Genomic DNA, 12,517 nt, shown 5'->3' on the forward strand with positions numbered 1-12,517 from the left:
GGTGAACAGCATGACCGATTTAGCGGTTATCTTGCTCAGCACAATACTGGTGAACAATTTCGTACTGGTCCAGTTTCTGGGCCTGTGCCCGTTTATGGGCGTTTCCAACAAGCTGGAAACGGCCATCGGCATGGCCAGTGCCACCACCTTTGTGCTGACTCTCGCCTCCATTTGCAGTTATTTGGTAGCCACCTGGGTATTGCAGCCTTTGGGCCTTGAGTATATGCGTACCATCAGTTTTATTCTGGTGATTGCCGTGGTGGTACAACTGGCCAAAATGTTTATAGAAAAGACCAGCCCGCTGCTCTACCGGGTGCTGGGTGTGTTTCTGCCGCTGATCACCACCAACTGCGCCGTGCTGGGTGTCGCCCTGCAAAACACACAAAAAGCCCACACTTTTGTCGAATCCACCTTATTTGGCTTTGGCGCAGCGCTGGGTTTTTCGCTGGTGCTGATTCTGTTTTCCGCCATGCGCGAGCGCCTGGCCGTTGCCGACGTACCCACGCCCTTTAAAGGTGCCGCCATTGGCATGATTACCGCTGGCCTGATGTCGCTGGCCTTTATGGGCTTTGCCGGGTTGGTTTAAACGCTTATGTTAGACGCCATTGCACAAAACCCCATCGCCGCTGCGCTGGTTGCCCTGATCGGGCTGGCGCTGCTATTCGGCGCCTTGCTGGGTTTCGCCGCCGTCCGCTTCAAAGTGGAGGGGGATCCCATTGTCGATCAAATCGACGAGATACTGCCGCAGACTCAATGCGGCCAGTGCGGCTACCCCGGCTGTCGACCCTACGCCCAGGCCATTGCCAATGGCGATGCCATCAACAAGTGCCCACCCGGCGGTCAGACTACCATTAACGAGCTGGCCGATTTGCTCGATGTGGAAGCCCCGACGCTCGATGAAGAGCACGGCGAAGAATCCGAAGTGCAGACAGTAGCGTTTATTCGCGAAGACGAGTGCATCGGTTGCACCAAGTGCATTCAGGCCTGCCCCATGGACGCTATTTTAGGCGCGGCCAAACAAATGCACACAGTGATTGCCGATGAGTGCACCGGCTGCGACCTGTGTGTCGAGCCCTGCCCGGTGGACTGCATTGACATGATCCCGGTAGAGACCACCATTAAAGACTGGAAGTGGGAGCTGCCGGCCACCAGCCACGCCCAGGCGCAAAACCTGATCGCCACCGACCTCGGTCGGGGCCAGACGCAAAAAACCGGTGAAGCAGCCTGACGATGGAAATGATTAAAGTCTGGGAGATACCCGGCGGTGTTCACCCGCCGGAGAACAAAACCCAATCGCTGCAAGAGCCGCTGGGGCAGATCGACATCCCACCGCAGCTGATCCTGCCGCTCAGTCAGCACATAGGTGCGCCCGCTAAGCCCGTTGTCGAGATTGGCCAGGCCGTACTGGGTGGCCAGGTGATTGCCGAGGCGGACGGCGTGTTCAGCGCCAATGTGCACGCTCCCACCTCCGGCCGCATCGCCGCGATTGTCGAGCACCGGGTGCCGCACCCCTCGGGCATGAGCGATACCTGTATCATTATCGATACCGATGGCGAAGACCGCTGGGTTGAGCTCTCGCCCTGGGAGGACTACGCCAGTCGGGACAAGAGCGATATTCTCGCCCGCATTCGTGCCTGCGGTATTGCCGGGCTGGGCGGTGCAGGTTTCCCGGCGGCGGTGAAGCTCAACCCACGTGCCAATCAGACCATTGATACCTTGATTATCAATGGCACCGAATGCGAGCCCTACATCACCGCCGATGACATCCTGATGCGCGAGCGCGCCGACGACATTGTTGCCGGCACCGGTATACTCGCCAAACTCCTGAACCACCCCGCCAGGGTGGTGATTGGTGTAGAGGACAATAAGCCCGAGGCCATAGAGCAACTGCGCCGGGCCGCCGAGGGCACAGAGATTCAGGTGGTCAGCTTTCCCACCAAGTACCCCTCCGGGGGCGAGAAGCAACTGATTCAAATCCTCACCGGCCGCGAAGTGCCTTCGGGACAGATTCCAGCCACCATTGGCGTGGTCTGCCAGAATGTGGGTACCACAGCCGCCATATACCGCGCCCTGCGCCATGGCGAGCCACTGGTAAAACGCATCACCACGGTTGTCGGTGAATCCCTGGAGCGCCAGCGCAACATTGAAGTATTGCTGGGCACACCTGTGCGATACGTGCTGGAGCAGCACGGGTTTGATGAGACAAAGGCCTCACGGCTGGTCATGGGTGGGCCCATGATGGGTTTTGCCCTGCCGGACCCCTCGGTGCCGGTGATCAAAACCACCAACTGTTTGCTGGCGCCGAGCAAAAAAGAGTTGCCACCGCCCGAACCCGCGATGGCCTGCATTCGCTGCGGCATGTGCGCCGAGGCCTGCCCGGCGGAATTGCTACCGCAGCAGCTGTTCTGGTACGCCCAGAGCGAAGATCTGGAAAAGCTCGAAGCGCACAACCTGTTTGACTGCATCGAGTGCGGCGCCTGCTCCTACGTCTGCCCGAGCCACATTCCGCTGGTGCAGTATTACCGGGCCGCCAAAGGCGAAATTCGCCAGCACCGTATCGACAAAGAAAAGTCCGATCGCTCGCGCCGGCGCTTTGAATTCCGCCAGGAACGCATTGCCAAAGAAGAGGCAGAAAAAGAAGCCAAACGCCTGGCGCGCAAGCAGGCGGCCGAAGAGGCGAAGAAAAAGCTGGCAGAGCAAAAAGCCAAGCAGCCCTCGATCGTCGAGCAGGCCAAGGCCAGCGTACAGGCTCAGGCGCCGGACAGCCAGCAACAGCGCGCCAAGCTTGAGCGGCTGGTGGCCTCGGCTGAGGAGAGCCTGAAGCAGGCGCAAAAGCCCATCGACAATGCCACCGATGAGCAGCTCGAAAAGCAGGCCTCGCGCATCAAGCAGGCCGAGCTCAAAGTGACAGAAGCAAAGAAAAAGCTGGCGGCGCTCAGCGATGACAAACCGGCGAGCGGCGAAGCCGCGCATGACCCGGTGAGCGCGGCCATCGAGCGGGCCAAGGCCAAAATGACCATGAGCCCCGAGGAGAAGTTGCGCTCGAGCCTGGAGTCGCTCTATCAGCGCCTGGAAAAAGCCGAACAAAAAGTCAAAGAGGCCGAGCAAGAGGGTTCGGACAAACTCGACGCCTTAAAGCAAGGCGTGGACAAACTGAAAGACAAAATCGCCAGCACTCAGAGCGAGCTGGCCGAGATTACACCCTCGACCGTAGCCGAACCGACTCCGAAAGATCCAGCCACCTCGGACGACGCCGCCGGCGCCGCCATCGAGAAGGCCAAGGCCAAGGCGGCAGCCATGGCCAGCATGAGTGCAGAGGACAAGCTGCGCAACCAGCTCGACTCGCTCGGCGCCCGACTGGAGAAAGCCCGCGCCCGGCTGGCGCAAGCCGAACAGGACGAGGATGAAAATATTGACGCCTTTAGAACCGGCGTTAGCAAACTGGAAGAAAAGCTGAGCGCTACCCGCGAGCAGCTGGCCGAATACGAGTAAACGGATACCACCATGGCACTATTGCGCATTACCTCTCCCCATACCCACCGGGCCCTCGGTACCGGTGCGGTAATGCGCACTGTGGTGATGGCAACGCTGCCGGGGCTTGCGGTACTGACCTACTTTTTTGGTCTGGGCACACTGCACAATGTCATTCTGGCCAGCCTCTCAGCTATGGCCTTTGAAGCGGCAGTCATGGCGTTGCGCGGCCGGCCCGTTCTGTTTTACTTGAAAGACTGCAGCGCCCTCGTCACCGGTGTGCTGCTGGGCCTGGCGCTGCCGCCCTACTGCCCCTGGTGGCTGGTGGTGCTCGGCAGCGCCACCGCGATTATTCTCGCCAAGCAACTCTATGGCGGTATGGGCTTTAACCCGTTCAACCCGGCCATGGTCGCCTACGTTGTCCTACTGATTTCCTTCCCGCTGCCCATGAGCCAATGGGCGGCACCGGCGGATATCGGCGGGCAGACACCGGGGCTGGTTGAGGCGCTGCAAAAAATCTGGCTGGGCGCACCCATTGACGGCTACACCGCTGCCACTCCGCTCGATACCGTCAAGCAGAACACCAGCCTGATGCTCGACAGCCTCTACCTGCAGGACCCGGTCCTCGCTGCCGGGCAATTCGCCGGGGCCGGCTGGGAGTGGGTAAACTTGGCCTTTTTACTCGGCGGTGCCTACCTCTTGTACCGGCGTATTTTTACCTGGCACGCACCACTGGCCATGTTGGCGTCGCTCTCGCTGATGGCGATCCTGTTTTACGACGGCGGCAGCTCGACGAGCGGCGGCTCGGTGATATTTCACCTGTTCTCCGGTGCCACTATGCTAGGGGCGTTTTTTATTGTCACCGACCCGGTCAGCTCGGCGGTCAGTAATCGCGGCCGGCTGATCTATGGCGCGGCCATCGGCGTGCTTGTCTACCTCATTCGTATCTGGGGCAACTACCCGGATGCCATCGCCTTTGCCGTCCTCTTGATGAACTTCGCGGCGCCCTTTATTGACTATTACACCCTGCCCCGCACCTACGGACACAAAAAATCCCAGCGGGCCACGAAAAAGGCGGACGACTAATGCTCGGAGCATCCATCAGTAAGAACAGTTTGCTCCTGGGCGTGTTCGCGCTGGTAACGGCCGGTGTTCTCGCACTGACCAATGTGAGCACCCGCGATCGCATTGCCCAAGCTGAGCGCGCCGCCGCCGAGAAAGCACTTTATGAACTGGTGCCGGCCAGCCGGGTGGACAATGATTTGCTGCACGACACTCTCCCCACCCCGGTCAGCATGTTACCGGCGCTGGGGATCGACACGCCCGAGGCCATTCACCGGGCTCGCAACAACGGCCAGGTTATCGCCGTGATTATGCCGGCAGTGGCTCCAGACGGTTACAGCGGCGACATTCGCATTATTGTCGGAGTAAACCGCGACGGCAGTATCGCCGGTGTGCGCGCCCTGGCCCACAAAGAAACACCGGGGCTGGGCGATAAAGTGGACCTCGCCAAGAGTGACTGGATACTGGGCTTTAATGGCAAAAGCCTGGGCGAGCCGCCGGCGGAAAAATGGGCTGTAAAAAAAGATGGCGGCGTTTTTGATCAATTTACCGGCGCGACTATCACACCGCGCGCGGTAACGGCTCAGGTTAAAAGGGTCTTGCAACAGGTGGCCAAACACCGCAACCTGTTATTTGACATTCCCGCTGAGGCAGGAGAAGACAATGGCGAATAGCATCGAGTGGCAGGAACTGAGTAAAAAGGGACTTTGGAGCAATAACCCGGCACTGGTGCAGCTGCTCGGGCTCTGCCCTTTGCTCGCTGTATCCGGCTCTGTGGTAAACGCCCTGGGTTTGGGATTAGCCACCATGCTGGTGCTGACCAGCTCCAACATTGCCGTGTCGCTCATTCGCAAAACCGTCAGCGATGCCGTACGTCTGCCCGCGTTTGTGATGATTATTGCGTCGCTCACTACCTGTATTGAACTGCTGATGCAGGCCTTTACCTACGAGCTCTACACTATTCTCGGTATTTTTATTCCACTGATTGTGACCAACTGCGCCATTCTCGGCCGCGCCGACGCCTATGCCAGTAAAAATCCGGTACTGCCGGCGGCCTGGGATGGCCTGATGATGGGCCTGGGTTTTACGCTGGTGCTGCTGACTCTGGGCGCCATTCGCGAGCTGCTCGGCTCGGGCACGCTGCTGGCCAACATGCATCTCTTACTGGGTGAAGCGGCGCGTGACTGGACCATCACGGTTTTCGCCGACTACCCTGGGTTTCTCGTCGCTATTTTGCCGCCCGGGGCGTTTATCATCACCGGCTTTCTGATTGCCGCGAAAAACGTCATAGACAAACGACTGCAAGAGCGTGCCGCTGCCCGCAAGGAAAAACCCGTAAAAGGCAGCAAGCGCGTCAGAACCACCGGCAATATTGCCTGATCCACTTTTTATGCCACCGTCTTCGGTGGCACTTCCGGCTTGCGCTCCTATCACTAAGCGGCAATAATCATTGGCTACATTATCCTGTTTACACACGGGCGATAATGCCATGGACCTAAAGGAGTCACTATGCTTGATTTCAGCCAAGATGATATGAACACTCTTGTGGAGACCTATGTGATTCCCTGGGGAATCAATATTGCCATGGCCCTGGCAGTCTTTATCATCGGTCTTTTTGTTGTGGGCATACTGGTGAAGCTGCTGGGCAAGGCACTTAAACGCACCAAGCTTGATAACATCCTGATCGAATTTGTGCAGGCCATCGCCAAGGCGCTGCTGCTGATCTTTGTTATCCTCGCCGCGCTCGATCAGCTGGGCGTTGATACCACCTCGTTTATTGCCGTGCTTGGTGCCGCCGGTCTGGCCATCGGCCTGGCGCTGCAGGGCTCGCTGCAAAACTTTGCCGCCGGCTTTATGTTGCTGATGAATCGTCCCTTTACCTCGGGCGATTATGTTGAAGCCGGCGGCACCGCCGGTGTTGTCGTGACCATCGGCATTTTCACCACCATTCTCACCTCGCCGGACAACAAAGAGGTGATCGTACCCAACGGTCTGATCTACAACGACCACATTACCAACTACTCAAAGCGCCCCACGCGTCGTGTGGACATGGTCTTTGGCATCAGTTACGGCGACGACTTGCGCAAGGCCAAAGAGGTGATGCGAAAGGTGGTTGAAGCTGACGATCGTGTTCTGGCCGACCCGCCGCCCACCATCGCCGTAAACGAGTTGGCCGACAGCAGCGTTAACTTCGTCGTCCGCCCCTGGGTCAACACCGCCGATTACTGGGCTGTGAAATGGGACATTACCGAAAAAATGAAACTGGCACTGGACGAAGCGGGCATTACCATCCCCTTCCCTCAAATGGATGTCCATATGCAAAAGGTCGAGAACTGAGCTGATCCGATCTCAAAGGGCCCGCAAGGGCCCTTTTGCGTTATTCCCTGAGATTAATGGCACACGTAAAATAAGGTAAAACGCTGTGAACTGTCGCCGGTGCCCCCTACAATCAGAGCATGACCAAAATACACATTATTGATGATGACGAAACTCTGTGCGAGCTACTGGGCGGTTATCTTAGTGAGCACGGTTATGAGGTCATCACCAGTCACACAGGCCCCAAAGGTCTGGATACCGCACTCGACCACCTCCCCGATCTGATTCTTCTGGACGTGATGCTTCCGGGTATGAACGGCTTTGATCTGTTACGTCAATTGCGACTGCGCTCGCAAGTGCCCGTGCTGATGCTGACCGCTCGCGGCGATGAAATTGATCGGGTACTCGGCCTTGAGCTGGGCGCGGACGACTATGTGCCCAAGCCCTTCTCCCACCGTGAACTGGTCGCCCGCATTCAAGCGATCTTGCGCCGACTCACCCCACAACCCCAGTCGGCCGGGCAGCTGGTGCTTAAGCCCGCAAGCCTAGAAGCGAGCTTTTACGCAGAGCCCCTGGCGCTGACGGCAGCGGAGTTCCGCGTCTTATCCGTGCTCTTCGAGCGCCCGGGGGAGATCGTCGACAAAAACCAAATATGCGAACAGGCCTTCGGGCGCCGGCTGCATCAGTTTGATCGCCACATCGATATTCATATCTCCCACATTCGCAAAAAAATGGCCGATATCCACCCACAGGAAACCATCAAGACCATTCGCGGCACCGGTTACCAACTGCTGGTGCATGTGTGAACTGGCGCGCACCGTTCAGCGGTTTTGCCGGCCGGCTTTTCCTCTGGTTCTGGCTGTCCTTGACACTCTTAATGCTGGCAAACTTTTTTATTGGCCGCTACCTGGACGATCGGCAAACCCTGCATGAGCCCAGTGATCGCGACCTGAGGGCGCTCGAGCGATTGCAGCAACTGATCGGCGCCAGTGATATTGACAGCCCGGAGCAACTACAAGGCCACCGCTACGGCCAGTCTCTGGTACTGCTCGCCCCGCAAACCTTGCAACCCTTATTCGACAAACGCCTCTACTGGCGCCTGGCACCACTCGCCGAAGCCGAGGAGGTTCGAACGCTCTACCTGCGCCCGGGTCACAAAGCCATTGGTCCCTTTCAACTGCAACTAGGTCAACAAGATGTGCTCGCCATTTGGGTGATGCCACCGCGTCGGGTCGCGCCCTGGAAACAACTGTTGCACGACTCGCCCCACTGGCGCCTACTCGCTTCCATGTTATTGGTGCTGGCTCTGTCGCTGATTGTCGCACGCTGGCTCAGTCGGCCAGTGCGCCTGCTATCCCGGGCCGCCAGGCAACTGGGTGACGGTGACCTGAATGTTCGGGTCGCTCCCATCAAGGGCGAACTGGGTGAACTCGGGCGCGAATTCAATGCCATGGCAGAGAAGCTGCAGGCTTCCATAAACAGTCAACAACGTCTGTTAGCGGACGTCTCTCACGAATTGCGCTCGCCACTGACGCGCCTGAAGCTCGCCGCGGGTCTGTTATCGGAGCGCGACAGCAACACCTACACCGAGCGAATCGAAAAAGAGTGTGACACTCTGGAACACTTGATTGAGCAGGTATTGACCCTGGCGAGGCTTGAGGGCTCTGTCTACCAGGAAGACTACGAACCCACGGACATTGCCGCCCAAGTGATATCGGCACTGGAGGACTGGCGTTTTCAGCGGCCGGGTCCGGTGCTTGTGTACCACGGCCCCAAGCAGGCGCGTGCACTGGCCAATCCCCGGCTGTTGCAGCGCATTCTGGACAACCTGCTGGCGAACGCGACCCGCTACGGCACCGAGGTGCATGTGCATCTTGCTGTCGATGAAAACCGCTGGCAGCTCACACTAGAGGACAATGGACCGGGCGTGGCCGCCGATCAGCTGGACAAACTTTTCGAGCCGTTTTTTCGGGGCGACAGCGCGCGCTCGCACGGCGGCAATATCGGCTTGGGTCTCGCCATAGTCCAGGCGGCGGCACAGGCTCAGCGGATTCATATTCAGGTTCAACCATCGGCACTGGGCGGTCTTAAGTTCTCTCTGAACAGAGCCATCACATAAAAAACGGCGCCGAAGCGCCGATTATTTCACAAAGGTATACCGCAAGTGCTTCAGTGCCGGTGGGGCTTGTCACCGAAGCGGCGCTCTTTCATACGCTTGCCCATGGCTTTCAAGGTGTCTTTTTGCTCGTCGGTAAGCACTTGAGAGAGACTGTGGCGCAGCTTCATATCGGCGAGGCGCCGCTCATCATCGGCGTCCAACAGTGCGCGGGCCGCGGCTTCATCAAACTCTGCCGCTTGCATCAACGCCTCTACGGCCTCGCGCTTTTCTCGCCACAGTTCGCGTGATGGCGGATAAACCGCACGATGGTTGTCGATTAAAACCTGAATCTGGCTACGTTGTTGATCGGTAAGCTCGAGCTTTTCGGCCACGCGATCTTTCAGCAAAAACTCCGTGCCATCAAAGTGCTCACCCGGGGCTGCGCCCAGCGCGGCGAACGGCAACGCCAGCGCGGTACACAGTGTCAGCGAGGAAATCATTCGTTTCATGGGTATCTCCTGTAGTTGATTGACCTCATCGTCAGAGTACCCCGCGCCATGAAAACCACTGTTGTCCCATGTAAACTATTGAAAACTTTCCGGCTCGGCAAACCAGTAAGGAAAAAGCATTGCCAGCGGCACTGGTGTGTCGGCCACAAAGAGCTCCCCGCCGCTCAACCGGGCGCGAAGAATATACTCGGATCCCTCCTGCACGATGTAGGTATCAATGTAGTCGGCCAAAAAAAACATCAGCGGTGTGCCGGTCATGACCTTATCGGCGATACGCATTTCCATAGTGCCTTCAATCAGCCCGAGATAATCTGCCAGCGGCAAAGACGACATGTCCACCGCTTGCGCTGGCGGTGCGTAGTCAACACGGATATCCGTTTTCACATAGCCGTCGAGCATATCGGCGCCCATGGCAATATCCAGGCGAGCATCTTCGTGCAACAGCAGCTGAATTGCCTGTTTAAGCTCGGGCTCAAGGCTGGCTGTCTCCTCAGCCAGCTGCAACTTGGCAGACAATTCTCCCCAGGCGCGTATGGCTTCAAGCCGAGTCTGCGCGAGGTTGATGTCGTAGTAGATATTACTAACGGACAAGAGCCCGTCCACTTGAGCCACTTTAAAGGACACCTGTGTGTCCACCTTGCCATCCATCAGCGTCTGCGCCTGTGCATATTGCAGCTGATGCACTTGCACAGGCGCGCTCGATGCCCCCCTGAACTCAACTTGCTCGGTGCTCATCGCAATACTGGACAGGGGGATATCTCCCCCGGCAAACTGCACTTTGGCCTCACCGCTGATGGGCATCAGCCTAGCCTCGCTACCGTCACTCAGGGTTAACTCCAAGACACCCGTAGCAAAATAATGTTGGCTGTCGAGCGAGTCAAAATGCCCACTGCCCGACATCTCCACGCCAGCCACCTGCAGGCGGTTACCATCGCGAGACACATCAATATCGGGGGTTTTCCACTCATAATCGTAGCTGCCCGTGTAGCCACCTAACAGCGTCATCCGCCCCAGACCCTCAGGTAAGAGTTCTTGCAAGGCCGCTTGCTGCTGCGCATCGACAGAGGAGAGACTGTTTTCCGAGCGGGCATAAAACCAACCAAAGTGCAGCCCGTCGGCAAGAATAACCGGCCCATGTCGCATGCGAGTGGTCGATGTCAGAACCAAAGGCTCAAAAGCCGCCTGGTCGGGATCGAGATTCACCTGCAACTGAAACTGACTGGCAAAGAATCCGCGCTGATAATCGATTAACTCCAGAGTCACGCCACTGGTAGCGGAGCGATCCTGGCTGAGACGTACCTGCTCGCGAATGTAGCCCTCGCCTACCACGCCCGCGTAATAGGTAAGCCCCAAATAGGCGGCAATCAGTACCGCCAGCAGTGCCAGTTTTTTCATAGGTAGATCCTGGTTAATGTAGATTAATGCGATGCACTTGCGTCTGCGCCAGCTGGATTGGGGCTTTGAACGGGAACAAAGGCGGGAGCCGATAACCCCAGGGTTGCGTTTTTGTGCGGATGATCCAGCACGATCAAGCGCGCCGAACCCGATTGTAGCCTTGCGATAATCTCACCAAAGTACTGCTGAAACAAGGCGTCCAGTGTGCCATTATCGCGAATGATCTGCATGCCTCGCCCCAGGCGGTCCGCTAGCTCCGGCGCCTTAGCGCTAACGTGAAACACCAGCGGATGCGGATAGTAGAGCAGCAGGTCGGGTACTATCGCCAACTGCGAGCCGTATTCGCTGGAGCGCAAAACGGGCTCTGCCTCCATGATACCGAGCGCCAGCGCATCGAAGCGACCGTGAGCCAACATGCCGGGCAAGAGCGGGAAACGGCCGTTGTCGTTGACCTCAATACCGTTGTAGCGATAGATGTCGTTATCGTACCAGGCCGTGCCCTGCCCCACGGTAAAGCGCCGCAAGTCCGCCAGCTCAGTGACCTGCTCAAATCGCGCGAGTTCTGCCGCGCGCGCAATCAACAGGCGATAGCCCAACAGGCCTTGCAATAACGGTTGTTTGATCGCCAACAGCTGCCCGCTCTCAAGCAGGTCATCGACCCGATACCCAGAGGCGTAAGCGTTGACCACCTCTGCGCGCACCACCTCTTGCCGGCCGCGCAAGCTGCCCAGCGACTCGCTGATCAACACGATCTCGAAAGGTTTATCGCCCCCGGCGCTAAGCGCTGCGCGTAAGACCTCGAGCTCGTAGTCCACTCGCCCGGGTATGCCGCCCCAGTAGCGAACGTGCAGGGTATCGTCAGCGACGCTCATAGCCACACCGCTCAAACAAAGTGCCAACAGGAGCAGCCGCCGCCGGTATGTGTTATTTTTATGCATCAGGCGCCCTCCACTTATGGGGCCGGACTTTACCTCGACTCACATAATAGCCCAGAACGACTTATGAATACGACTCTACCACCGCGCCTGCTAACGGTCAGTCTTTGCTTGGCGCTCAGTGCCTGCTCCACGCTCAGCGAAGAAGAATGCCTCAACGCCGATTGGTATCTGATTGGCCTGGAAGACGGCAGCAGAGGCTACGATGTCTCACGTATCGGCAGCCACCGGGAAGCCTGCGCCAAAACCCGAGTCGTGCCCGAGATCGACGCCTATCGCCAAGGCCTGGCGGAAGGGCATGAACGCTACTGCCTGCCAGCCAACGGCTACAAAGTGGGGTTGAGCGGTGCGGAGTATCGCAATGTTTGCGGCGCTGCACAGGCCAAAGAGTTTGTCAGCAGCTACCAGCTGGGGCGAGACTTGTACCGTTTGCGCGAGACGCTGCGTGTTCTCGACCAGCAGATTTACGACAACCGCAACCTCATTGAGGAGCTTGACGAGGACACCGACTATCACGAGCAGCAGTTGATACACCACGCCTCGAGCCCTGCCGAGCGCCAGCAACACCTCGATGCCATCAAAGACAACGAGCGCGAAGCGGCAAGCCTCGCCGAAAGCATCGTCTATTCAGAGCGCGAGCGCGCTGTATTGGCCAGAGATCTGGCGGATACACAAGCGTACCACCGCGAGCTGGGATACTAGGGCCTGTTAACGCTTATTGAAAGAGGCCT

The 12,517-nt window shown here is 58.0% G+C and carries 13 protein-coding genes; 10 read left to right on the forward strand and 3 right to left on the reverse strand.

Annotation, left to right across the window (positions count from 1 at the left end; genetic code table 11):
• Window positions 1-10 precede the first annotated feature (10 nt).
• From rsxA to QWI16_RS06630, 9 genes are all read left to right on the forward strand, one after another.
• Window positions 11-586 (forward strand): electron transport complex subunit RsxA, encoded by a 576-nt coding sequence (gene rsxA, locus QWI16_RS06590; RefSeq protein ID WP_302711995.1) that lies wholly within the window; start codon window positions 11-13, stop codon window positions 584-586.
• A gap of 6 nt (window positions 587-592) precedes the next feature.
• Window positions 593-1,228, forward strand: coding sequence for an electron transport complex subunit RsxB (gene rsxB / locus QWI16_RS06595; protein WP_302711996.1), 636 nt, complete (start codon window positions 593-595; stop codon window positions 1,226-1,228).
• Between the two features lie 2 nt (window positions 1,229-1,230).
• A complete protein-coding gene (gene rsxC / locus QWI16_RS06600; protein ID WP_302711997.1) occupies window positions 1,231-3,492 on the forward strand; it encodes an electron transport complex subunit RsxC in 2,262 nt (753 codons plus the stop codon).
• A gap of 12 nt (window positions 3,493-3,504) precedes the next feature.
• Window positions 3,505-4,557, forward strand: coding sequence for an electron transport complex subunit RsxD (gene rsxD / locus QWI16_RS06605; protein ID WP_302711998.1), 1,053 nt, complete (start codon window positions 3,505-3,507; stop codon window positions 4,555-4,557).
• Window positions 4,557-5,207 (forward strand): electron transport complex subunit RsxG, encoded by a 651-nt coding sequence (gene rsxG, locus QWI16_RS06610; RefSeq protein WP_302711999.1) that lies wholly within the window; start codon window positions 4,557-4,559, stop codon window positions 5,205-5,207. The genes rsxD and rsxG overlap by 1 nt, the downstream gene beginning before the upstream one ends.
• The gene (locus tag QWI16_RS06615) at window positions 5,197-5,913 is read left to right on the forward strand and encodes an electron transport complex subunit E (protein ID WP_302712000.1); all 717 of its coding nucleotides are present in this window, start codon (window positions 5,197-5,199) and stop codon (window positions 5,911-5,913) included. The genes rsxG and QWI16_RS06615 overlap by 11 nt, the downstream gene beginning before the upstream one ends.
• Before the next feature lie 129 nt (window positions 5,914-6,042).
• Complete coding sequence (locus QWI16_RS06620) at window positions 6,043-6,870, forward strand: mechanosensitive ion channel family protein (RefSeq protein WP_302712001.1); 828 nt, start codon at window positions 6,043-6,045, stop codon at window positions 6,868-6,870.
• Between the two features lie 119 nt (window positions 6,871-6,989).
• The gene (locus QWI16_RS06625; RefSeq protein ID WP_302712002.1) at window positions 6,990-7,655 is read left to right on the forward strand and encodes a response regulator transcription factor; all 666 of its coding nucleotides are present in this window, start codon (window positions 6,990-6,992) and stop codon (window positions 7,653-7,655) included.
• The gene (locus tag QWI16_RS06630) at window positions 7,652-8,968 is read left to right on the forward strand and encodes an ATP-binding protein (RefSeq protein ID WP_302712003.1); all 1,317 of its coding nucleotides are present in this window, start codon (window positions 7,652-7,654) and stop codon (window positions 8,966-8,968) included. The genes QWI16_RS06625 and QWI16_RS06630 overlap by 4 nt, the downstream gene beginning before the upstream one ends.
• Before the next feature lie 50 nt (window positions 8,969-9,018).
• Here the strand turns inward: QWI16_RS06630 and QWI16_RS06635 are convergent, their stop codons facing one another.
• From QWI16_RS06635 to QWI16_RS06645, 3 genes are all read right to left on the reverse strand, one after another.
• Entirely contained in the window at window positions 9,019-9,456 is a 438-nt protein-coding gene (locus tag QWI16_RS06635; RefSeq protein WP_302712004.1) for a Spy/CpxP family protein refolding chaperone, read from the reverse strand.
• 75 nt (window positions 9,457-9,531) lie between these two features.
• Entirely contained in the window at window positions 9,532-10,851 is a 1,320-nt protein-coding gene (locus QWI16_RS06640; RefSeq protein WP_302712005.1) for a DUF945 family protein, read from the reverse strand.
• A gap of 23 nt (window positions 10,852-10,874) precedes the next feature.
• Window positions 10,875-11,789, reverse strand: coding sequence for a transporter substrate-binding domain-containing protein (locus tag QWI16_RS06645; protein WP_302712006.1), 915 nt, complete (start codon window positions 11,787-11,789; stop codon window positions 10,875-10,877).
• 63 nt (window positions 11,790-11,852) lie between these two features.
• Between QWI16_RS06645 and QWI16_RS06650 the strand changes: the two genes are divergently transcribed.
• Window positions 11,853-12,488, forward strand: coding sequence for a DUF2799 domain-containing protein (locus tag QWI16_RS06650; protein WP_302712007.1), 636 nt, complete (start codon window positions 11,853-11,855; stop codon window positions 12,486-12,488).
• The last annotated feature ends 29 nt before the right edge of the window (window positions 12,489-12,517 follow it).

It is taken from the genome of Gilvimarinus algae (assembly GCF_030518215.1).
Taxonomy (GTDB): domain Bacteria; phylum Pseudomonadota; class Gammaproteobacteria; order Pseudomonadales; family Cellvibrionaceae; genus Gilvimarinus; species Gilvimarinus algae.